22 protein-coding genes are annotated in these 21,503 nt (G+C 30.3%); 5 read left to right on the forward strand and 17 right to left on the reverse strand.

Features of this window, described 5'->3' with window-relative positions:
* Positions 1-88: 88 nt before the first annotated feature.
* The 5 genes from Q5Y73_RS18925 to Q5Y73_RS18945 form a co-directional block, all read right to left on the reverse strand.
* Positions 89-538 carry a hypothetical protein gene (locus tag Q5Y73_RS18925; protein WP_305993484.1) on the reverse strand — a complete coding sequence of 150 codons (450 nt, stop codon included), beginning with the start codon at positions 536-538 and terminating at the stop codon, positions 89-91.
* A gap of 61 nt (positions 539-599) precedes the next feature.
* Positions 600-1,037 (reverse strand): DUF4258 domain-containing protein, encoded by a 438-nt coding sequence (locus tag Q5Y73_RS18930; protein WP_305993485.1) that lies wholly within the window; start codon positions 1,035-1,037, stop codon positions 600-602.
* A gap of 444 nt (positions 1,038-1,481) precedes the next feature.
* A complete protein-coding gene (locus Q5Y73_RS18935; RefSeq protein WP_305993486.1) occupies positions 1,482-2,486 on the reverse strand; it encodes a hypothetical protein in 1,005 nt (334 codons plus the stop codon).
* Between the two features lie 712 nt (positions 2,487-3,198).
* Complete coding sequence (locus Q5Y73_RS18940) at positions 3,199-3,408, reverse strand: hypothetical protein (protein WP_305993487.1); 210 nt, start codon at positions 3,406-3,408, stop codon at positions 3,199-3,201.
* 1,025 nt (positions 3,409-4,433) lie between these two features.
* The gene (locus tag Q5Y73_RS18945; RefSeq protein WP_305993488.1) at positions 4,434-4,595 is read right to left on the reverse strand and encodes a hypothetical protein; all 162 of its coding nucleotides are present in this window, start codon (positions 4,593-4,595) and stop codon (positions 4,434-4,436) included.
* 74 nt (positions 4,596-4,669) lie between these two features.
* Here Q5Y73_RS18945 and Q5Y73_RS18950 point away from each other — a divergent pair, with 74 nt between their 5' ends.
* Positions 4,670-5,812 (forward strand): hypothetical protein, encoded by a 1,143-nt coding sequence (locus Q5Y73_RS18950; protein ID WP_305993489.1) that lies wholly within the window; start codon positions 4,670-4,672, stop codon positions 5,810-5,812.
* A 102-nt stretch (positions 5,813-5,914) separates the two neighbouring features.
* Here Q5Y73_RS18950 and Q5Y73_RS18955 read toward each other — a convergent pair whose 3' ends face one another.
* Positions 5,915-7,507: a fibronectin type III domain-containing protein gene (locus tag Q5Y73_RS18955; protein WP_305993490.1), complete on the reverse strand. Its 1,593-nt coding sequence runs from the start codon at positions 7,505-7,507 to the stop codon at positions 5,915-5,917.
* Positions 7,508-8,110: 603 nt separating this feature from the next.
* Here Q5Y73_RS18955 and Q5Y73_RS18960 point away from each other — a divergent pair.
* Positions 8,111-10,342, forward strand: coding sequence for an outer membrane protein assembly factor BamB family protein (locus Q5Y73_RS18960; protein ID WP_305993491.1), 2,232 nt, complete (start codon positions 8,111-8,113; stop codon positions 10,340-10,342).
* A 239-nt stretch (positions 10,343-10,581) separates the two neighbouring features.
* Here the strand turns inward: Q5Y73_RS18960 and Q5Y73_RS18965 are convergent, their stop codons facing one another.
* The 9 genes from Q5Y73_RS18965 to radC form a co-directional block, all read right to left on the reverse strand.
* Positions 10,582-10,866 carry a hypothetical protein gene (locus Q5Y73_RS18965; RefSeq protein ID WP_305993492.1) on the reverse strand — a complete coding sequence of 95 codons (285 nt, stop codon included), beginning with the start codon at positions 10,864-10,866 and terminating at the stop codon, positions 10,582-10,584.
* Positions 10,867-11,110: 244 nt separating this feature from the next.
* Complete coding sequence (locus Q5Y73_RS18970) at positions 11,111-11,458, reverse strand: hypothetical protein (RefSeq protein WP_305993493.1); 348 nt, start codon at positions 11,456-11,458, stop codon at positions 11,111-11,113.
* Between the two features lie 284 nt (positions 11,459-11,742).
* The gene (locus Q5Y73_RS18975; protein WP_305993494.1) at positions 11,743-12,144 is read right to left on the reverse strand and encodes a barstar family protein; all 402 of its coding nucleotides are present in this window, start codon (positions 12,142-12,144) and stop codon (positions 11,743-11,745) included.
* Between the two features lie 179 nt (positions 12,145-12,323).
* Positions 12,324-13,001, reverse strand: coding sequence for a hypothetical protein (locus Q5Y73_RS18980; RefSeq protein ID WP_305993495.1), 678 nt, complete (start codon positions 12,999-13,001; stop codon positions 12,324-12,326).
* Between the two features lie 68 nt (positions 13,002-13,069).
* Positions 13,070-13,348 carry a hypothetical protein gene (locus tag Q5Y73_RS18985; protein ID WP_305993496.1) on the reverse strand — a complete coding sequence of 93 codons (279 nt, stop codon included), beginning with the start codon at positions 13,346-13,348 and terminating at the stop codon, positions 13,070-13,072.
* Positions 13,349-13,437: 89 nt separating this feature from the next.
* Entirely contained in the window at positions 13,438-13,773 is a 336-nt protein-coding gene (locus Q5Y73_RS18990) for a hypothetical protein (protein WP_305993497.1), read from the reverse strand.
* Between the two features lie 314 nt (positions 13,774-14,087).
* A complete protein-coding gene (locus Q5Y73_RS18995) occupies positions 14,088-14,240 on the reverse strand; it encodes a hypothetical protein (RefSeq protein ID WP_305993498.1) in 153 nt (50 codons plus the stop codon).
* A gap of 75 nt (positions 14,241-14,315) precedes the next feature.
* Positions 14,316-15,254 (reverse strand): hypothetical protein, encoded by a 939-nt coding sequence (locus Q5Y73_RS19000; protein WP_305993499.1) that lies wholly within the window; start codon positions 15,252-15,254, stop codon positions 14,316-14,318.
* A gap of 91 nt (positions 15,255-15,345) precedes the next feature.
* Positions 15,346-16,044, reverse strand: a complete 699-nt coding sequence (radC, locus tag Q5Y73_RS19005; protein WP_305993500.1) for a RadC family protein — start codon at positions 16,042-16,044, stop codon at positions 15,346-15,348.
* Between the two features lie 705 nt (positions 16,045-16,749).
* Between radC and Q5Y73_RS19010 the strand changes: the two genes are divergently transcribed.
* Positions 16,750-17,031, forward strand: coding sequence for a hypothetical protein (locus tag Q5Y73_RS19010; protein WP_305993501.1), 282 nt, complete (start codon positions 16,750-16,752; stop codon positions 17,029-17,031).
* A gap of 117 nt (positions 17,032-17,148) precedes the next feature.
* Here Q5Y73_RS19010 and Q5Y73_RS19015 read toward each other — a convergent pair whose 3' ends face one another.
* Complete coding sequence (locus tag Q5Y73_RS19015) at positions 17,149-17,880, reverse strand: hypothetical protein (RefSeq protein ID WP_305993502.1); 732 nt, start codon at positions 17,878-17,880, stop codon at positions 17,149-17,151.
* On the reverse strand, positions 17,867-19,210 hold the full coding sequence (locus tag Q5Y73_RS19020; RefSeq protein ID WP_305993503.1) for an AAA family ATPase: 1,344 nt from the start codon (positions 19,208-19,210) through the stop codon (positions 17,867-17,869). The genes Q5Y73_RS19015 and Q5Y73_RS19020 overlap by 14 nt, the downstream gene beginning before the upstream one ends.
* Before the next feature lie 385 nt (positions 19,211-19,595).
* Here Q5Y73_RS19020 and Q5Y73_RS19025 point away from each other — a divergent pair, with 385 nt between their 5' ends.
* Both Q5Y73_RS19025 and Q5Y73_RS19030 read left to right on the forward strand, forming a co-directional pair.
* Positions 19,596-20,879, forward strand: coding sequence for a ComEC/Rec2 family competence protein (locus Q5Y73_RS19025; protein ID WP_305993504.1), 1,284 nt, complete (start codon positions 19,596-19,598; stop codon positions 20,877-20,879).
* Between the two features lie 11 nt (positions 20,880-20,890).
* A complete protein-coding gene (locus tag Q5Y73_RS19030) occupies positions 20,891-21,103 on the forward strand; it encodes a DUF3006 domain-containing protein (RefSeq protein ID WP_305993505.1) in 213 nt (70 codons plus the stop codon).
* Positions 21,104-21,503 lie beyond the last annotated feature (400 nt).

Raw genomic sequence — 21,503 nt, forward strand, 5'->3', positions numbered from 1 at the left:
ATAAACCTATTGTGAATTGTGGACGTATTATTTCTAAATAAAAGCTGATGAATAATTCTTTTGAACAAATAAAACAACCCCTCTCAATTTAAATTTGAGAAGGGCTGATTACATCAAATAAATTCAAGGTGAACGGTACAGGAAGTTTATGATTTAACCGATGAGTGACTTCTTCATCAACAATCTCATCAATTTTGGCATGAAGTCTTAAGTCTCCCAGTTCCTCACCACACTCATTACACTCGTTATATGGGACTGATTTAAGTGGTATTTCAAATGATGATCCACCAATATCCACATGTTTTATATCGTCTTTATACACGACTTTTAAATCAGTACTCCCACAGCTACAACTTTTTAAAGGAGTTACCTCTCTTCGATCATTTTCAACTAAACTTCTAATGTACTGTGATACGTTCCCTTTTTCGTGCAAGATTGCTTTTAATTCAATCATTCTTTTTTCCTCCCTCGTCAATCTAATATCGGGCAAATGAAATTCACGAGGATTGCTTGATTTTGGACGGCCAACTTTGGACATTCCGTATCAACTCCTTTTATTTCATTATACCCATCTTTTTTAATTTTTGCACCTACAAAAATTAATTGGTTTTGCAAACACAAATCCTATTAGTGAAATTTTCATTCCACTTCCAAGGGTTTGAACGAGGATCATAGACTGTCTTAACAAAGAGATGATCATTACTTTGCATTTGAACAGCAATATGAACTGGACGATAAACGCCAGGTGATAGTTTTAAAAAGTAACATATCAAACACTGATATTGCTTGCTCTTGGCTTCATAATAATATTCCATCACAAAACCATTCAACAGGGCTTCAAGAATATGTTTATTATTAAAGCTACGTTCTAACCCTCGTACAGCTGCGTGTCTAGCAAAAGAGATATCTCCTTCGCCATTTTTATACTTCTCTCTGAACTGGACTATTTTATCTTCGACTAGATCCATACCTTTTTCCATTGCATCATATCTTTTTTTCGTTATTTGTAAACATTGATCTGGATTCTTACAAACCATCATTTCCCCTCCAAAATTGAGTTTTTAGACAACAAAAAAAGACCTAAATAACTACTCTCAAAAAAGTAGATTTGGTCTTTTCGTCTTTGAATATGTAGCACAAAATAAAGTGTGTACTTTTTAATATCAAAATCTCTATTATTTTAGAATTTTGATGAAGTTCATATTTTTACTCTTATGATTTTATCAGCGAATTTCAGCCTGCTCTGAAACCTTAAGAGTACCGCCTATCATAAATGGTTATCCCACATATGCTATACCCGTTACTATATAAGTACTTGGGTTACTTATCTACGTTAGATAAGTTGAATTTTAACTATTATTCTTAAACAGATGACGATGATAATAATTAAAATATATTAAGTATTATAGACTTTGAAAATAAACTTTACAAGTAGCTTTGAGTTTTTAGCCAGCTAATTTTAATTTTTTTAATCAATGTCTTTACAATCTTTTATTTTTCAAACTTTTCTTTCCTCTCAAAATTTTCTTGTGTGCTGTTTTTCTAGTCCTTATAATTCTTCTCTCCCCCTTAATGACTTTGTTATTTCCATAAATCACATTGTTTTTATTATAAATCAATATATCCTTAATTTTTCTGAAAAGAGTCCATTTCTCTTTTTTCTCTTTATTCACTTCTTCCTTTTCATAGAGGTACTTATATTTATTTTTTAGTACAACTTCTAAAGAGGTTGCAGTTAACCATGAAAAGAAACCGAGTAACAACCATAGTACTAAAAATAATACTGAAAATTTAGTTATTATAAGATATCCAGCAAAGATTATTTCCGAAATAAGAATACCAAACGCATTGCCATGTTCTCTTAGATGACGATAGGACTCAACATAATCAGCAATCCAAGCATTCTCTGTTTGAGTTAACTTGCTTTTTTCTGTTTGAGTAATTCTTCTTTTTTTGAATTGATTAACTATAGTATCTTTTTTTTCATCTTCTTTAATCCTACCACTTGCTCTTATATTACTTAATACATGATAGAAGTTATATAGCTTAATTCTTTTTTCCTGTTTAGATATATCAAACCATAAATATCTAAACGTATGTAATGTCAATATAACCATACTTGAAACATACATGTATAAAAATCCAGCTACTGTAATTATTATCATAGATAACACTGTTACTTCATTTTTTTTAATCTGAACAGTTTCGTAATCTGACAATTGCTTTTCTATATTTACATATGTGTTATGATCAAGTTGTAACTTCTCTGGTTTTATTCCTTCAAATTCATACTTTGAGTAAAATAAGAAATTGATTATTTGATATTCTATATCATATTTCACATTAGATTCATCAAATTTGTTTTTAAAATAAATATTCTCAATATCATGATTAAAATTTTGAACCAAATAGAATAGTATTAGCACACCAAAAATTGTACCTGCTAGATATCTTACGAGGTAATACTCCCAAAATTGACCTTTCAACAAAATCCCCCTTATAAAAATGATTAAAATCAAAGTCCACCAAAATAGTTAAAATTAATCACCTTATTATGACAGCGTTATATAAGTAGGTCAATCCAAATTATACCTTTAATTGTATTTAGTAGTTTTAATAATATTATTATATTCCACTCATCAAACTCATCCAAATTAACCCAAAATATACTTACTAAATGTAATTTATGTATTATAATTCAAGTAAAATAGTTCTATTTTCATAAAAAAATAGTGCAAAATATTTATCAGAGTTGTATGGACAAAAATTAAATTTATGATATAAATCTAGATTTTATTACATCTGTGTTATAGAATAGATAGTATCCACAGTCTTTTACTCCTTTTAAATTTCTGTGGTTTATAGTCTTGTGTTTACCTTTTGGTAAATATGTTTATGGGCAATGCTGCACTTGGGGAAGTGCAGGCATGGAGGAAAGGACTTGTTTGGGGGGGGCCCCATTCGATAAAGTCCTTTCTTCCTTTTTAATTGAAAAACAAAATATATTGGGTATATATATTTGAATAATCAATTTTTTTATAACGATTCCTTTTATTAGAAAACCATATACATCATCATCACCTCGTCCTGCTATATAAATTTGTTTTATAAAGTCTACTATCTCTAAGATCCAGTATGCTTAAGCACACAAAACCATTCACTACCTCTCATTTAATCAAGATTTTAAAAGATCACATTTCAACTGATCATTCTATACAAATATATTTCCTTCTTATTAAATGTAAATCTACCTTCCTTAATATTAGGAAGATGCGAGGCTAAAACCACTGTATCATTCGCGAGGGAGAATGTTTCTTCTGTTACTTCAACTACTTTTCCTTTAAAACAGCCTACATTACTAATTGTAACTATGATTTCATTATTCGGGGTCATTGATTCTAATAACATACTATTTCTCCTCTTATTTAAGAATTTGATTTATGTGTAATGCTCTGTTGATTTTAATTTGTCACTGTGCAGATAACGTACTCGACATAAATTTAGTTATTAGTCCCTTGGTTTAGATCCCACAATTCATAGAGCGATATAATATAGAACTTGATAGATTTTCTAATCTTCCTATCCCTCATTACTGTGATAATGTGCTTCTCCTGTCCTTTACTATCAATTCCTAACTAAGCCCTTATACAGCATTTAGAATTGGTTTAAGGCATTGTAAAACCCACCTCTATTTATTTCTACTTCTTAACTTAAAAAATAAAAAAAGACCGCAAAAACTCTACCGAGTTTACACGATCTTTTTGTCTTAACCTTTACCTAGATTTTTAATATTTATTCTAGATTGGGATCAATCAACCATAGTATTAAAACACAAAAAAAGCATGCTTAGATTTCATACACACTTTGTTTCTTTTTGATCAGATCTCTGTTTATCAGAATCTGACAAGTATAATTTTTATTTCTCTTATTTTATCAGCTAGTATCATCTTAACTTGATACTCGAGAAACGTAGCTTAGTCTAAAATATTTCTATTTTAAACTGGACCCGTTATCAACTTGACACTTGGGTTCACTTTTCAAATAATAGTTTCCATATATGTTGTACGTACACTTCTCACTCACTCCAAATAAAGGAAGAGAATGAAATGAATATTATAACTAAATTGTATATTATTTCATTTAATATTTCAATCTTGTTTTTTAATAGTAACATATCTTTCTATATTTTAATCTTAGAATTTTAATTAATGCCAAAGTTTTTAAAGGGGCATTACCATCGTTCATCAAATTTTTATCATCCTTAGCTACGCACCCAAAGAGCCTTGCAAAATACGTTTGATCAATCATTAAAACGGATGATTGTTTTTCCCCACAAAAAAGAACGCTGTGTGCGTCCTTTCAATAAAGAAAATACCTTACTTTAATAATATAATTTAAAGGTAATTACAATTTTATGTAGAATTTATAAATAATTATCTTATTACATCGAAAATTGGTGAACAATCTGTTAGGTTATAATCAAAAGCTTCACCAACGTGTCTGTTATCATCATCAACTTCCACTAAGATTAACTCACCTTCTGAACCACAACAAGAATCACCCTCTAATACTTCATATGATTTTTGATTTTGCATTTCAATAAAGTCACCTTTTTGAATTTTCATAATTTTCACCAACTTTCTATACAAAGGAGGATTTTTTTTATTTTATGGATAAAGACAATTTTATAACCAAAAAAAAGTTAATTCAGTTGCTTGATCGAGGGCTAGAATTCGATCAGTTGGTATTTGATTCATTTGATGGAGAAGAGTTTGCTTTTGATGACACTCCATTAAATATAACTGGTTTAGAGAAACCATTTGAATTGTTGATTCCAAAAACCTACTGGACTAAAGAGGACTTCACTAGAACTCGCTCTCAAATTTCCATTGTTGGTATAACCAAAGATAAGGATGATAAGAAACAATTATTGATTGAATTAGATGATATTCCTCAAACATATGAAACAACATCTGATGCTATCTCTCAATTATTTGACCCTATGAAGTTAAATAAATACATTGCATACTTACTAGATGATACAACTGATCACTTCGAACATATTTTACATAATTTTGAATACTGGTTTAGAATCCATGATGCTGAACGTGAATTATTAATTCGTACTGTACAAGAAGAAGGAAAGTATATAGCACGATGTTTCGCATCTACTAAATATAGACCGATTGACAATCATGCTTTACTTTATATTACCTGTCACGCATTAAATAAACTTGATTTACAATTCAATCTTCAAAGTTTCTCACTAAAGCATTCTGAAATGAAACTTAATATTCTCTCAGAAGATAAAATATCTATTCCTAATGTTGGTATACTTACTTATGGATTTACTGTATTTAATAGTGAAACCAAAGAGAAAGCTGTTGGTTTCCATCCAACATTTGAATTAACTAACGACGACGCATCTCACACAACATTAATTTTGGATAAACCGATATCTATTTATCATAGAGGGACATCTATAGAACCAATTATTGAAAAATTAGAAGAAGTCGAAAATTTAAATGAACACCTAAGAACTGTTATCAGTACTATAGAAGTAGCAAAAACAGAGAAAGTTACTGACAAATTAGCTTATACGCTCAGTCAAGAAATAACCAATATTGTCGGGAAAACCAAATTTAAAAAATTCGAAAAACAGTATCTTGAAATAGCTAGGAACAACACCTATAATTTATTACAATTCTTTGGTAGACTACATGAATTAGATGTCGATGATGACGAAAAAGAACTTAAACTTAAAGTGATGTTTTGGAAAACTCTCTACAATCAAATTAATAATGAAGATTAAGTATAATGGGCTACTATTTGTAGCCCTTTTTCTATCTCACTATATAGTGGCAAACGTATAAAAAAGAGAGCCCCTTTCGGGACTCCCTTAAGTAAATTTCTATTATTGAGTTACTTCGTATTCATTCACTTCAAACGTTAATATATTATCATGAATGATAAAATCTGTTCTATTTAAAAATGGCCCAACATTACCTGTCTTTTCAATGGCATATACTACGCTTAAGCTTCCTTGATACCAGTTAACAAAGCTCTCAACATCAGTCATTGTTAAATCATATTCTTTTTCTTGTCCATTTTCTAGTACAATCACTAAAATTGCTCTATTATTATTCACGACTACTGATGCTTTTGGTGTTGCCGATGCTTCGTTTGAGTTTTCACTTTCACCTTCTGAGTTAACTGCTGATAGTACATAGTAATAAGTTGTTCCATTTTCTACTCTTGAATCTACAAGCGAAGAACCATAGATCTCGTTATCTATCACCTCATATGGTCCTCCAGGTGTGGTTGATCTTTTTAAAATATAATATTCTGCTACTTCTACCTCATCCCATAAAAGTGTTACTTGTGAATCTCCTGCTGTAGCTGTTAGGTTTAGAGGAACGTTAGGTATCGGAGTAGATATAGGAATGTAAACTTCTACAATTGGTAAACGGGTAACACCATCAGATCCACCTACTGAATAAATACTACCATTGACCACTTCTGTTTGATGACCGTTTATGGTTTGATTCATACTTGCAACTTCTGTCCATGTATTTATTTGTGAATCATATACTTCTACACTTGAAAAACGAACACCAGCATCATCTCGCCCACCTATTGCATAAATTTCACCATTAATTACTTCTGTTTGATGAATACCCCTTACTTGATTCATATTAGCCAATTCAATCCAAATGTTTGTTTGGGGATCGTACACCTCTACATTTGAAAGAAATAATTCAGCATCATCCCGTCCACCTATAGCATAAATTTTACCATTAATTACTTCTGTTTGAAGATAACTTTGTCTTGTTTGATTCATATTAGCCAATTCAGTCCAAATGTTTGTTTGGGGATCGTACACCTCTACACTTGAACTTGAACCACCTATTGCATATATTTTACCATCTATAACCTGTGTTTGATGATTTTTTCTTGTTTGATTCATATTAGCTAATTCAGTCCAAATGTTTGTTTGGGGATCGTACACCTCTACACTTGAAAGACGATTACCAGCATTATCATTCCCGCCTATTGAGTATATTTTACCATTCAAGACTATCGTTTGAAAAATTTCTCTTGTTTGATTCATATTAGCCAATTCAGTCCAAATGTTTGTTTGGGGATCGTACACCTCTACACTTGAAAGACGATTACCAGTAATATCATCCCGTCCACCTATTGCGTATATTTTACCATCTAAGACTTCAGTTTGATGATATTGTCTTCCCATTCTCATACTAGATACTTCTGTCCATACGTTTGTTTGGGGATCAAACACCTCAACACTTGATAATATTTCATCACCCCGACCACCTATTGCATATATTTTACTATCTAAGACCTCTGTTTGATGCTCTGTTCTCGCATGATTCATACTAGCAACCTCTATCCAAACTCCTTCTTCTGCTGCAAAAACAGGAACAGCAGATAACAACATCACCATAGCTAAAACAACTGACAATAAAACCTTAAATGACTTCTTCATCTTTCTACCACCTTATAGTAAATTATGTAATAACCTTTGATAGAATAATATAGTATAACTGTAATGTCCATGAAATTAATGCATAATATGTCTAATCATGTTACTCTATGCAATATTGCCTTTTTTCTTTAACTCACTTCAGTAAAAAAACAGCCTATCTCACAAGGAATAGGCTGTTAGATTTAAAATCTTTTATTTTTTTGTCAGCAATATTTTAATATTGCTGTAGTTAAGGTTTTAGTCACTGTCAATACATTATCTTAATAGTATTCTTTAAACATATTCTTATTCAAACCAACACCACTACTACTTTGTATCAAAATATTTTCTAATTTTCTGTATATATATCCTCTTTCGAAAGCAATACAATAACTAAAAGAAATCAGTAGATGTCATGACCCAAAAGTTATGAACATAAAATAATCAAATAAAAGAGACAGGATCGATCAAAGTAGAAATTAAGAACTATAAAATAAGGAAGGATTAAAGTCTTCTAATGTAGAAATTTATAAAAAGTAATGACCACTGTAAAATAACAATACCGAGTTCTATTTCTACTACACTGACTAATTAAAGTAAATATGTAATAAGGAGACAAAGTTAATGAAAATAAAAAAAATAATTACTAGCTTCATATTTTTACTCTTTTTGGTCTTAGCAACGGGCTGCTTACAAAAAACTGATTCACAAAACAATGTATTTTCTCCCAATTGGATTTTGAATAGCAATAGTGAATATGACACACCATCTTCAGCAGCTATCGAAGATGGGGTTGTTTATGTTTCAGATGGTGGTGAATATTTATATGCCATTAATCAAGAATCAGGAGACGTAATATGGGAATATCCATCTGTATTAACATCTCCATTTAATCCAGTTGTAATGGAGGATATGGTTTTATTTTCATATTCGGGTGGTCCATTAAAAGCACTAGAAAAAAACACTGGCGAATTAGTTTGGGAGTTAAAAACGAAACATGGTATGAGTAATGAACCCACTATCATCAATGGAAATATATATATTGGGGATACTTCGGAAATGATTTATAAAATCAACCCTAAAAACGGGGACATTATGAAGAACATACCTGGTTACATCCAAGGAAAATCTCTCCAATATATAAACGAAGTTTTATATGGTTATGACAATTACGATAATGAAGTTTATGCTATACATCTTGAAAGTGGCGAAAAGATATGGGAACACCAATTTTCTGAAAACGAAGTGCCAAATCAACCAATCCTATCTAAGGGGATCCTTTATGTATCTACATACGATATTATCAATGAAAAAGGGAAAATTTACGCCTTAGATATAGGAGATGGGAAAATCATTTGGGAGAGAAATGGAGACGGTCAAATTTATTCATCTCCTATTATCAGTGATGAGAGTATTACGTATGCATCAGGCAATAAAGTGACATCTATGACAAAAGAGGGAGAAGTAATTTGGAAATCAACACTAGCAAGCAAAGCGTATCGTTTTAAAGGAAGTGTAGAAGATGGAATCGTTTATGTTGGAACTAATGGTGGTCAACTTATCGAATATAAACTAAGTGATGGAAGTAAGATCCATACATACGAACTAGACATGACCTACGTTGAACACGTCTCATTAAGTAAAAATAACGTTCTATTCTCAGGGGAAGGGAAAATTATGTCTTATCCTAATTCTTCTTTAATTCAAGATGATAGAGTTTATTTAAAAAACCATACCTATGAATTATCCACCAATAATAAACAAGATTTAAAACTAGTAAATGAAGATTCTACTCAACTAGAGGTTCAGTTTGAAACCATCAACATGGATGAAATTAGAGACATATCAAAATATAAGTTTCTAATTGAAGATGGTTCAGAACAATATCAAGTTTTTATCTATGCAACAGAAGAAATGCCAAGTATTCAGAAAGACACATGGGCCTGTGCTTTGGAGAATGACCAACTTTATACAGGCAATTATAAGTTAGGATGGGCAAAGGTGAATGATAAAGAAGGAAGAGCCCTTGATTTAGGAGAAAGAACCTTAAACATGAGTAGGGATGATATTTTTGTCGTAAAAGGAACACCGAATTTGTTAGTTATATCTCAATGTGAAGCATCGGTCAGTAATTCAGTTCAGTTTTATTTCTTTAATAATAATGAACTTAAAAAAATAGAAAATAGTCAGTTTGGAGATTATTTTAGTCTTTTTGGATATAACATTAAGAATGTATCACCATTTAAATTCCAGACTGTTTCATATAACAATGCAAATGCAGAATGGACATTTCTTACATGGGAACTAGATAAGCAAACAGAGCGTCTTATAAAGACTAATGTGATTGATTTTGGATTTGAGAAATGGGATCTTGGCAGGGTATACTTTTATAAGTGGACTGAACAGCCTTCATTTACTATCCCTCAGAACTATACTCATCCACAAGAATTAAGTACTGGATACACAATTACAAATGACTTTAAGACATTTGCCTCCAATGGGCTATTACCGGGCTTTGAATTTGGAATTGGCTCTTCAAAGCAAGATATTATTTATAATTGGGGAAACCCTCAAATTACATCAACATATAGGGATAGACCCTTTATCTCCTACTCATCGATTGCTAAAAGTGCTTTTCACTACATCCCAGAAACAGGAAATGTATGGGCTGTATCAATAAACAATGTGACGACGAATATGTCTGAAATAAAACAAATACTAGGAGAACCTGAAAAAGATTATTTTGATCACTATGATAACGCACAAATAGCAAAGTACAATTTGGGTGAGTATGAAGTGTCATTTATATATGATAAAGAATCAGGTAATGTTTTATTTATGTTTTATAATCAGTAACGAACGTTTATTTTTGTGTTAGTATATGAGAAGAACATTATCTATAGTAAATAAAATGAATCCATTTTGAAAGAAAGTTTGATCAAAATGGATTCTAAATTTAAGATGGGATATTTATTTTTATAAAAAAGTTTCATCATTCTATTGTCTATTTTATTCTAAATTTTATCCATTTTAGTGAATAAGAGGTACTATTGGAACATTGACTTAAATTAAAATCAAAATAATCATTATTATTGTTATTGCTTGGTTCTGCCCCAATTAATGAATTTATCCCAAATGTACATATCAAAAACTGAATCAGTGTTCAACTTATAATATAGAGCAAGTTTTTCCCAGTCTTTAAAAATAAAATCATCAGGATATTTATTAGTTTGAGTTAACTCAATAATTAGACCTTCAAATGACATTTCATATTCATCATGATTATAATAATGCCATACTCCTTTTAAGTCATTATCAGATAACACCTTTCTTGATGACTCTATATATTTTTCTAGTATTTTTTCATGATTTAATATCATCTTATCCCTCATTTTCTTTTTTGCTGGATTCCAGTAACATAGTAGCTTTTTTGAGATACAAGACGTTCTTCTTAAAGATTCGCATCATAGTGTGGAAGATCATTTTTTTTAAGTTTAAATTCAACTAATCATCCATAAAAACTAAAAACCCCGAATAGAAAACCAAATGACTTATGATAATTATTTTTGTAATTGTTTCAAAATGACACTTAAAATATCATTCAGCATCATGTCACTTGTAATTTCATTTCTCCACCCACCAAACATTTAATAAATCTGACCCACTAGGGAATTCAAAATGTAACAAAACAGCATCCTTTAATTTTTTTCTAAACTTATAAGTTATATTATAAACTTCATTTTCTTTAATTGAATTCCACATATTTTCATCATCAATTTGAAGTGTAAAAGGATTTTCTACATAAGGAGTTGTTACATGAATTTGATAAGAATTATTGTTGGATTCTTTTTCCAAAACTTTCAATAAGGTTGCTGTAGTCTTATAATCTTCAGTTAAATTAAAATATAAACTTAAAAAAACGAAAGTACTAATGAATCCAAAAAATGTAACTTCATAAATCTTTTTTATCATAACAACACCTCTTTTGATATTGATATTATACGACAATATACAATGGTGTTAAAAGATAAATATAAAAAAAATATCATTTAACGGAAATGAGGGAGAGATTTTCAAAGTTAAGTGATGAACAAGGAGCAGCTAATAAATTGACATCAGTTTTTTCTAATCTTCTGCTAATTCACAAAATGGTCCTCATTATAAATAAAGGCGTATCTCTTAGAGAAAAGCGCCATATAATTGAATAACTAACTTGATTTGTAATTATCAATTCACATTATAAATCTTTCATTATACTAATCTACTAAATATAATATAAAAGGTTTTACTCGCCCTTCTACAACTACCTTCGTCACTTCTTCTTGCCAAAAAGGGAATATGTGATTAGTAAATCCATCAATAACATTTTTTTTGGATATTAAATCTTGACTTAAAAACCCTTTGTAGTTATAAATAATTAACACGTATCCATCTTTTTCAAGCCAATCCAAATCTGTCATCCAATCATTATAACCATCTAGGCCTTTAGATGGTATAGGGAAGCTAAACACCTTCGTCATAGTAGTTAAATAATCTTGTAAAGATTTGATATCACAGTTACTGTTTATCTCAGCAATAAACAGACTCCTGTCCTGTTCTATCTCCGCTTTGATATTAATCATTTCATTTAATGAAACATAATTTATTTTGTATTCCATAGTTACTCCCTTCTATTCCAGAGTTACATACACAAGTAATCCCATAAAGCTTATCTTAGTTTAAGTACAATCCATATCCTAATTTTAACATAATACCTTTAACTTCCTGTTCAACAATCTGGTCCAAATCAAAAAGACGCCTTATTAAAGATAGGCGCCATTTTGTTGAATAAAAAACACTAAAGATCACTATAAAGATCTGAGATAGTAATTAGCAATCCGAGTTTATTAATCCTTTTGTGATTATATGGTATTTCAACTAACTTTTTATAATCCTCATTCCATAATACATAAATAAAATATGGTTTGTTTTCTAAAAACTGATTTGGATTCAAATTCTCGAAACGATAACATTCATTTGGATAATCTTCACTACAATCGAATAAACCAAGAATATCGTTTTCAATAGCTATTCCACCAATCTTAAATTGAAAGTTACTATATAGATCAGTAAGAAAGTTTTTGAAAACAGGGAGATCATCATTCTTTATAGCTTTTTGTCCCCATTCTGGTGCATCAAATTCGCATCCAAAAAACCAAATATTTATCAATAGAGCATTTGAGGATACTTGTTCTATCTGTAATGTTGCTTTACGCCTACCAGCAACATGAACATATAACTTTACTTCCATAGAATGTATTTGAACTGTATGTGGATCTTCTTCGTCATATGGATAACCCTTAACAAATGATTCGATCTTAGAGTCAAGTTTTTCACCTACAACCTCAATCTGATTAGGGGATTTAGACAATTTATTCAGTATTGTTTTTATTACATTTTTCTTTTCGCCCTTAAGTTCCAATAAGAAACTTACTTCAAGAAAAGGACCACCTCGCAACCACTGTGAATCATCCATAAGTAACCTCCAATCCAAATACAATTATTTAATTTATGCGCCATTTTGTTGAAGTTTCTCTCTTCCAGTTATAAAACTATTCCTTTAGCAATTTTTTTTGTACCTTCAAAAAGTTCAAATTCAAGACCTTTTATTAGTAAGTGATTTGGTGCTTCTTCTCTGTTGAGAAATCCAATTTCAACATCCATTTCTTTATTTTTTGTGGGTGTACAAATAAAGACACAACTCCAATTACCATGCAATTCTTCAAATCTTATTATTGGCGCATATCTTGTCCCTTCTGGAGGTGGAACCCTTCCCCCTGAATCTTTATTAATAAAACTTACCCTTGCTTTAACTTTTTCCATCACTCCCTCGATTCCTTCCATTATATTTTTTATTAAATCTCTCTACATTTCTTACTATATTGAAACTCAAAATGCTATTTCTTTAACTATTATATACCACCCAAATCAATCAACCAAGAATACTCTTTTGCTATTGATTTTGCAATATTCAATATTGTTTTTTCTAATTCGTCGTTAATATTCTCTGGTATATCTATCTCAATCAAATTTATTTCTTCAATTCCATCAAGTGAGTTAAATGCATAGTTTCCTTTTGAGTTAGCTAAAATTCCCGTCACTCTAATTAACTCTCCACTATGTATTTTGGAAAACCTCAAGCTACTTTCTTTATTGAAGTTTAAAAAAAATTTTAAGTACTCTTCTAATACTTCAGTTCTAATCGTCTTTGAATATCCTGGAGAATAAATGCTTAAATAATCATACATAATAATGTCCTCCGCAAATATTATATTAATTACTTCTCTCAATTTTATCAAAGATATTTAAGCCATGGTATTTGATTTTACTTTACATTTTAACAGGAGTTATCTTCCACAATCTGGCCCAATTGCCTAATAAAATGTCAACCTTTCTTTTAAAACCACACCTTTTCCTAAGTTAGCATAGCTATATGGTTTTATCTTTAAAAAGCATTAAATTCAGCACAAAAAAAAAGAGTACAGGTAGTATGAATTACCTTGTACTCTTGTATTTCTATTATTTAAATTCTTGTATTTGTTCTGCGACATAGGTTCATTATTTAGGTGGTTTTTTCCTCTATAGGCTTGAACCCTAATTTCTTCATTTCACGTTTAATCCATTCATCTTGTTCTTCCTTACTCATTCTCTTAAGTTTATAATGCCAGATCTTAAACGTCCATATTATTCGCATCCACATTTTTCGTATCCACATTTTCCACACCCGCCTACTATATTATCTTTCCATTATAACATAATTTTAGGTAAAACAATATGTTTTGGGTGTTTTCTAGTTGAGATTTATTACTTCTAATATTTGCCCCTCAAACTTTGTTATAATATTGTGATAAGCGTGATCTTCCTCTTTATTCACTACCATTACAAAAAGATAATTTTGATCACTTTTGCTTTCAGTTAGTTTCCGAGCTATATAATTTCTACCGCTCTTATCCCCTTTCCCTTCATATGAAAAGGCGTAGTAAAACTTATCACTTATTATTGTTTTAAAAATACCTATTTGAGTTAAATTAATTATCTCTTTTTTCTTCTCAGGATCTAGAAACACAGTACTCTCAAATCCAAGTATTTCTGCAGCTAATTCTATAAATGCAAACTTCACTGCGTCTTCTTGAGTTAATTTATCTGATTTTATAGATATACTATAAATATGCTTCGAAATAAAAGAAATGAGATATACCCGATCTATATTTTTTTTATCTACAGCATTTTTAAACTCACTATACAGATTATAATTAAAAGTATAATAAGATTGGACAATTCCATTGATGTTTATGTTCTCATCTACTTTTCCGTTTACATACTCAACCTTAATGTAACTATTTCTTGGTGCATGTTTAATTGTATATTTGTACAATTGAATCGAAGAAACGGAAGCTTCTTTTTCTAAAAATTTCGATAATTTATAATCGATTAGATCTTGGATTCTATATGCATTCAATTGTTGATTAGATTCTACAAGTAATTGCATATCATTATTTTTAGATTCTTGTAATGTTCTAACTTTGTTTCCATAGTAATTTATAAGTGCAACGATAACCACTACAAGCAAAGCAGGTATTATAAGAGGTACATTCTTGCTGTCTACAATAGGTGAAACATATGTACCATAGATAGACTGTGCTTCCTCTGAATTTTCAATCCATAACTCATAGATTAAAATTAGTAGTAGCGCCACGAATACTTTACCAAAAGAATTAATAATTTTCATCTCTATCCATCCCCCTATAGTCAATGCCTTTATACTTTAGAATCCAAAGAGAATAAAACAAACTCTCTGCTATTAAAAGTTAAAAGCTTTTTTAGATTAAATTTCTCTCTTTTAATGAACAAAAGACACCATCACCGATAATGATATGGTCTAGGATTTCTATCCCAATCACTTTTCCAGCGTCTTTTAATCTATTTGTAAGTTGAACATCTTCTGGTGAAGGTGTAGGGTCGCCTGAAGGATGATTGTGAAAACAAACAATTGACGCCGCTGACCTTTTAATAGCTTCAATAAAGACTTCTCTAGGATGAACAATAGCACTATTGAGACAACCAATAGAAACTCTTTTTTTAGCTATCACCATATTTTTCGAGTCCAGTAATAACAGTCCAAAAAACTCCTTCTTAAGATATCTTAATTCTTCCATTAAAACTCTCGAAGCATCTTCTGGATTATTAATTTTTACTTTTTCTTTTTCAGTCTTCATATTTTGAAGTTTTTTGATAATCCCAAAAACTGCAAATAGTTGTATAGCCATAGCATCGTTTATACCTGGGATCTTTACGAGTTCTTCAAATTGCATATGATACAACTCTCTAAGTCCAATTAAAGATAAACTAGAGCATAACTGAGGAGTTGTTTTTGGTCCAAGAATACCAGCGAACAAATCTAATACATCCGCATTCTCATTACCAAAATATAATAGGTCATCTGTTAACCTATTCATATCAATCTGAGTATCTTTGGTATGATATTTTTGAAATAATATCAATTGTTCTGCTCTTTCCATACTTCCCCTTTCCCATAGTCCTCCGCCAGGTATGGCAGAAGAACTATGCCATACCTGTTTTACGCCAAGGTTGGAAGGCGAATTTTAAATACAAAAAAAGCCACAAACTATAGTTTAAGTGGCTTTTCAACGAAAAAGCTTTTTTATAGACAAGGGTTTGGCATGAGAAACCGAAGTATTAACATGCCTTTTTCGTCTATAAAAATAAAAGCACCTGTATCAGGTACACTTTTTCTTTTCAGAAATCTCTGTAATATCAGAATCTGAATAAAAATATGTTTTTAGTTCCTCTAATTTTATCAGCGAAGCACTTCCTACAAATGCTATGAGAAACGTCGCTTAACCTACACTGTTTCCAATGAGATTTGACCATATATCAAAAATGATAGTTAGGTTATCTATTTGCGGTAAATAGATTTCAACTCTTAAAACTAAGAGGTATTTGTTAGATCCTATATGTAGGAGGAAAAGGATGGTAACAAATAATACCTCTATTATATTCTGTTTCATATAATATATCAATTAGTAATTGAGACTATGATATTTAAAGTCTCTTTCTTCCAAATCTTATTTTATTCTCTGGTAATACTTTTTAAAACATTGAAAAATTGTTGATATTTTATACTAAAAACCTAAATTTAGAGGATAATATTACACTTTATAGAATGTTAACTAGCAAAGTAATCTAAGAAAGGAAGTTATTAAATGATTTGGATTGTTCCATTATTGTGGTTTATATTAACAGCTAGTCTTTCAATTTCCTCATTAGTCTTTTCTTTTCGTTTACATGAATGGAATGTGTTGCTTTTTTTATTATGGATAGGATCACCAGTTATCAATATTATAGGAAATCTACTCTTGTTTAAGCTATATCGAACTTTAAATACAACTAAATTATTTCGTAATTACTATATTGCTTTATTTATTCTTTACGTTGTTGTATTCCTTTTTTCTATAATGTTATTTGCTGGTCTAGCTTCGATTTAAGAGCTAAAATTTTGAAGGTTAGTTTATTAAATGGGTGGAAATATTAATGCATTTCAATGAAAAAAAGATGAAACTATAAAGCTCATCTTCTTTCAATATAATTACTTTATTTTAGCTTTAATTACTAGTTTTCATCTGAATAAATTCAAATAATAAAGGCACATTTGTAGAACGTTGCAAAGAAGCAACTTCTTGAGATATTTTGTTCCAACTTTCTACATACTGTTCATTTTGATCACTGCTTGTCCATTCAGGCATTTGTTCTTTTAAAAATTCTTCAACTGGAGTAGTTAATTCGTCTATGAATTCTTCTACTTTTTCCAGTTTCGTATCTTTGTCTGGGTTAGGCTCATTGAATATGACGTGTTCTAAATGTCTAGAAAAGTAATACATTCGGTATGTAACCGTTCCACCTAGAATTCCATCAATGGAGTTCATACTACGGATATTTTTACTTTTCACGGTGTTTCTATTAATAATACTTTGCCGTTGCTTCTCATCCGGGACACTAATTAGATTTTCCTTATAAATAGTGGTGTTCTGTTGAGTATCATCTATCACTACCTTATCCTCAGAAATAAAGCATCCATCTGTATCGACTATGTGTAAAACTGCTAGCAAATCATCATTTCTAAACTTTCTCTTACTTAAAAACTGTTTAACCACATCACCAATGAGTGCTTTAATCGGTTTTCTATTTTTATCAAAACTAAATAGGATATCCGTATGTTTAACCTCAAAACGGATATCATGCTGTTTGAATAATTGCCGTAATCTTTGGTTTAAAAGTACCTCATCACTATTTCCTTCAACAATTAACAATACGACTTTTTTTCTATTTTTCGCCATTTTGAATTCCTGCTTTTCTAAATGACGTTTTCATATCATACATGTTGGTTTCATCATAAATTTGCTCATCTTGCCCTCCAAGTTGTACAGCACGCAAATAAATATCCCGTGCATTACTCAACTTCCTAACACCTTTTAATTGGAGATAACGGTCCTCTTCATTTAGCGTAGTAAACCATAAATTACGAATAGGAAGAACTTCTAATATTCTTAAATTATGTGAAGTGAAAAATAGTTGTCCTTGTCCGTTATCACTCATAACTTCTAAGATTTCACCTAACAAATATTCAAAAATACCTGCATCTAATTCATCAATGACTACACAAGCATTTGGTTTATTATATACTGCGATTAAAGTACTAAGTATAGAGATAATCTTTAAAACACCTGATGATTCACTTTTTAATGGAAGTACAACATCTCCTTTTTTTGACATAAATTCGAAACGAATTTCTTCTTCATTATTCTTAGTTAATATTGGTTCCCCAATAGTTCTTACTTTTATTTCAAGACCAGGTATGATGTTCTTTAACACAATATTAATTTGTTCAATTACTCTAACTATCACTTCAAACAACTGTATAGGTAAATTCATTTCACTCATTTCTAAAGGAATGTTGCCTCGGTCGTTTTCATGATGAATACTAAAGGGCATTATAAGATTGGAGACGACAAGACCATATTGATAATTATCAATAACATGTAAATCTAGAAAAAAGTCCTCAGTCATGTTTCTCATGATTTCTGCTTCGATCTCATTTGTAAAAACTTCTTTTAATTCTCCTCTAAAAACAAAAGAAGTATTATTTTCTAACGCCATACTTGTTGCTATACCAATATTAATTCTTTGTTTTTCACTCAATACATCTATACTTTTGTTTCGATATGTAATAATGCTGCCTGCTTCTTTACTTTTTTTATGTATACAAATAATTTCTTTAAACCGTTTGTTCTTAATATTTTCTCGGTAAGATATACTTTCGCTCATTATTCCCAATCTGTGTTTTCCAGCTGTTAACGAAACCTTATATTTTAAGAAATACTCTCCAAATTTATTTTTTACAATAAAATTAATTGTTAAATCAACAGATTTTTCATTAAAATAAATTAAGTGACTAGATACTTCTGGTAGAGTTATTGTTCCAATTAATTTATGTAGCAAACTAAAAGCATCAACCACAGCCGTTTTTCCTGATCCATTCTGACCATAAAAGCCTATAACATCAGCTTCCTTTAATTGTTCAAAATTAGAATTCGTATGAAAATATCCTCTTTTGACATTCTTTAAATTGTTGATTTCAACATTTGTAACTCTGATAATACTTGACATATTAAGGCTCCTCCAAAGTAATACTTAAGTGAAATTATATCACAGTGAAATTACTTTATACATTAATTCGGTAAATTTTTTACCAATTTATAAAATAAAAACACTTTTTATTCTCTTTATTAATCAATTTAGTCATATAATCGGTGAAATATTCATTAAATCAATATCTTTATACTGATTAATATTTGTTTGAATTATTTTCTATTCACAAATATAGTGATGTTCCTTATTATCTATATATAAGTTTATCTGTTTAAACCACACATCATTATGCACAATTCTAACCCTATACAATATTCTTGTTACGATATGTGCAAATCTCCTATTAAACCTATATATTTATAATAGGTAAAATAGATTAAGTAATAGCAGCCGAGGAGGAAACATGAAAAAACATTCAATATTAATCTTTGTTGTAATAGTACTAGTACTTTTGACAAGCTGTGCTGAAGTATCTATAACAACAGAAGATAAAATCGACAACTCACAGCAAAACCTTCAAGTTCATTTTGTTGACGTAGGTCAAGGTGCAGCACAGATTATTCTAAGTCCAAGAGGAAAAGTTATAGTGATTGATGCAGGAAATAACGATGATGAACAGCTGATGGTGGATTATTTACATAACCTTGACGTAAATAAAATAGATATTTTAATTGGAACACATCCAGATGCTGATCATATTGGAGGCATGGATGCAGTCATTGATAACTTTAATATTGGGAAGATCTATATGCCTAAAATATCTGCGAACACTCAAACTTTTGAATCCGTTCTAACCTCTGTCCAATCAAAAGGGTTAAAGATAAGCACTGCTGATGAAGTATTAGAGTTCGGTATTGAACATGAAGTATATTTAAATTTCCTTGCACCTATTGGAACTTCTTCAGACCGAAATGAAATGAGTGCAGTAGTAAGATTAGAATATGGTAATCATTCTTTCTTATTCACTGGAGATGCTGATGACAAGAGTGAAAATGAAATGATTGAAAGTCGTGAAGAATTAAAGTCAACTGTACTGTTAGTTGGACATCATGGTTCAAGTACTAGTAGCACACAAGCTTTTTTAGATAAAGTTAAACCTGAATATGCTGTTATTCAATCTGGAGAAGGAAATAGTTATGGTCATCCTACTGATGAAGTATTACAACGGTTAGATAATGTAGGTGCTGAAATCTATAGAAATGATCTTCAAGGAGATATTATTTTTACTAGTGATGGTCAGACAATGAGTGTGAAAACAAAAGCCGATAACAATCAAGCAAAAGAGGAAATTGAACGTCAATTAACTGAAATAGATTCCAGTATAGAAGGATTAAGGAAAAACCCTGACATTGAAGTTCATAGCGTACCATTGAAAAGTATAGAACCTCATATTCTAGCATCGGCTACAGTGGATAATGATAACCCCTCTCAAAATTCAACTGTAACCGTAACCGTGAAGGTAGTTAATGAGAATAACATCCCTGTAGAGGGTGCAGTAGTAGATTTGAAGTTAAATTATAAAACAACAACTACTTCATTTGATGATGGTGTAACAAATTCTAATGGGATAGTATCAATACCATTTGAGATTGGAAGAGCTTCAAAAGGATATACTGTAGATGTCGATGTAAATGTTCAGTCTGATGATCTTTATACTAATACAAGTACTTCATTTACTCCACAATAAGAGGTGATTTAATGAAAGGCATTGTTGACCGAATTGAAGGAGAAATTTACGTTATAGAGGTTAAGGGTAAGACTAAAGATGTTGAGAAATCTTTAGTTAATAAAGATGTAAAAGTAAATGACGTAGTCGTGTTTAGAAATGGAGAATGGTCTGTAGATGAAAATGAAACTCTTAGGAGATCAGAAAAAATTGCTAAATTAATGAATGATGTTTGGGATGATTGATTGTGTTACAACAATTAATTCAATAAGAGAATTACAGATGGATCACTTTATAAATATAAGCTTAGATCACTATTTTTAAAGTACAGACATATAACGTAGAATTATCTCAATCATGAGAAACCTAGTTCGAAACATTTTAGAACTAGGTTTTTTCTTATAAAAATACAACCATTTATCTGTAAAGAGTGACAGTACATTATTCAAAATGTTTATGTATATAGTATAGAATGTACTTTATATAACTAAAATATATCAATACTTCCCTTTCGAAACTTAACAAATGTCCTTTATCCCATATTTCAATCCCTTTTGCTAAAGATAAGTCTTGAACCGACTGATTAAAGTAGTTATTAGTAACTACAATTTATGATCATATTTGTATTTTGCTTTGTATTATTCA

Source organism: Chengkuizengella axinellae, from assembly GCF_030730905.1.
GTDB lineage: Bacteria > Bacillota > Bacilli > Paenibacillales > KCTC-33759 > Chengkuizengella > Chengkuizengella axinellae.

Excerpts from the sequence above, each read along its gene's own strand:
- Q5Y73_RS18945 (WP_305993488.1), bottom strand. The coding sequence starts at position 4,595 with ATGCAAAATCAAAAATCATATGAAGTATTAGAGGGTGATTCTTGTTGT.
- Q5Y73_RS19000 (WP_305993499.1), bottom strand. The coding sequence starts at position 15,254 with ATGAAAATTATTAATTCTTTTGGTAAAGTATTCGTGGCGCTACTACTA.
- Q5Y73_RS18925 (WP_305993484.1), bottom strand. The coding sequence starts at position 538 with ATGTCCAAAGTTGGCCGTCCAAAATCAAGCAATCCTCGTGAATTTCAT.
- Q5Y73_RS19030 (WP_305993505.1), top strand. The coding sequence starts at position 20,891 with ATGAAAGGCATTGTTGACCGAATTGAAGGAGAAATTTACGTTATAGAG.
- Q5Y73_RS18950 (WP_305993489.1), top strand. The coding sequence starts at position 4,670 with ATGGATAAAGACAATTTTATAACCAAAAAAAAGTTAATTCAGTTGCTT.
- Q5Y73_RS18985 (WP_305993496.1), bottom strand. The coding sequence starts at position 13,348 with ATGGAAAAAGTTAAAGCAAGGGTAAGTTTTATTAATAAAGATTCAGGG.
- Q5Y73_RS18955 (WP_305993490.1), bottom strand. The coding sequence starts at position 7,507 with ATGAAGAAGTCATTTAAGGTTTTATTGTCAGTTGTTTTAGCTATGGTG.
- Q5Y73_RS18930 (WP_305993485.1), bottom strand. The coding sequence starts at position 1,037 with ATGGTTTGTAAGAATCCAGATCAATGTTTACAAATAACGAAAAAAAGA.
- radC (WP_305993500.1), bottom strand. The coding sequence starts at position 16,044 with ATGGAAAGAGCAGAACAATTGATATTATTTCAAAAATATCATACCAAA.
- Q5Y73_RS18975 (WP_305993494.1), bottom strand. The coding sequence starts at position 12,144 with ATGGAATACAAAATAAATTATGTTTCATTAAATGAAATGATTAATATC.
- Q5Y73_RS19025 (WP_305993504.1), top strand. The coding sequence starts at position 19,596 with ATGAAAAAACATTCAATATTAATCTTTGTTGTAATAGTACTAGTACTT.
- Q5Y73_RS18965 (WP_305993492.1), bottom strand. The coding sequence starts at position 10,866 with ATGATATTAAATCATGAAAAAATACTAGAAAAATATATAGAGTCATCA.
- Q5Y73_RS18970 (WP_305993493.1), bottom strand. The coding sequence starts at position 11,458 with ATGATAAAAAAGATTTATGAAGTTACATTTTTTGGATTCATTAGTACT.
- Q5Y73_RS19020 (WP_305993503.1), bottom strand. The coding sequence starts at position 19,210 with ATGTCAAGTATTATCAGAGTTACAAATGTTGAAATCAACAATTTAAAG.
- Q5Y73_RS18960 (WP_305993491.1), top strand. The coding sequence starts at position 8,111 with ATGAAAATAAAAAAAATAATTACTAGCTTCATATTTTTACTCTTTTTG.
- Q5Y73_RS19010 (WP_305993501.1), top strand. The coding sequence starts at position 16,750 with ATGATTTGGATTGTTCCATTATTGTGGTTTATATTAACAGCTAGTCTT.
- Q5Y73_RS18940 (WP_305993487.1), bottom strand. The coding sequence starts at position 3,408 with ATGTTATTAGAATCAATGACCCCGAATAATGAAATCATAGTTACAATT.
- Q5Y73_RS19015 (WP_305993502.1), bottom strand. The coding sequence starts at position 17,880 with ATGGCGAAAAATAGAAAAAAAGTCGTATTGTTAATTGTTGAAGGAAAT.
- Q5Y73_RS18980 (WP_305993495.1), bottom strand. The coding sequence starts at position 13,001 with ATGGATGATTCACAGTGGTTGCGAGGTGGTCCTTTTCTTGAAGTAAGT.
- Q5Y73_RS18995 (WP_305993498.1), bottom strand. The coding sequence starts at position 14,240 with ATGTGGATACGAAAAATGTGGATGCGAATAATATGGACGTTTAAGATC.
- Q5Y73_RS18990 (WP_305993497.1), bottom strand. The coding sequence starts at position 13,773 with ATGTATGATTATTTAAGCATTTATTCTCCAGGATATTCAAAGACGATT.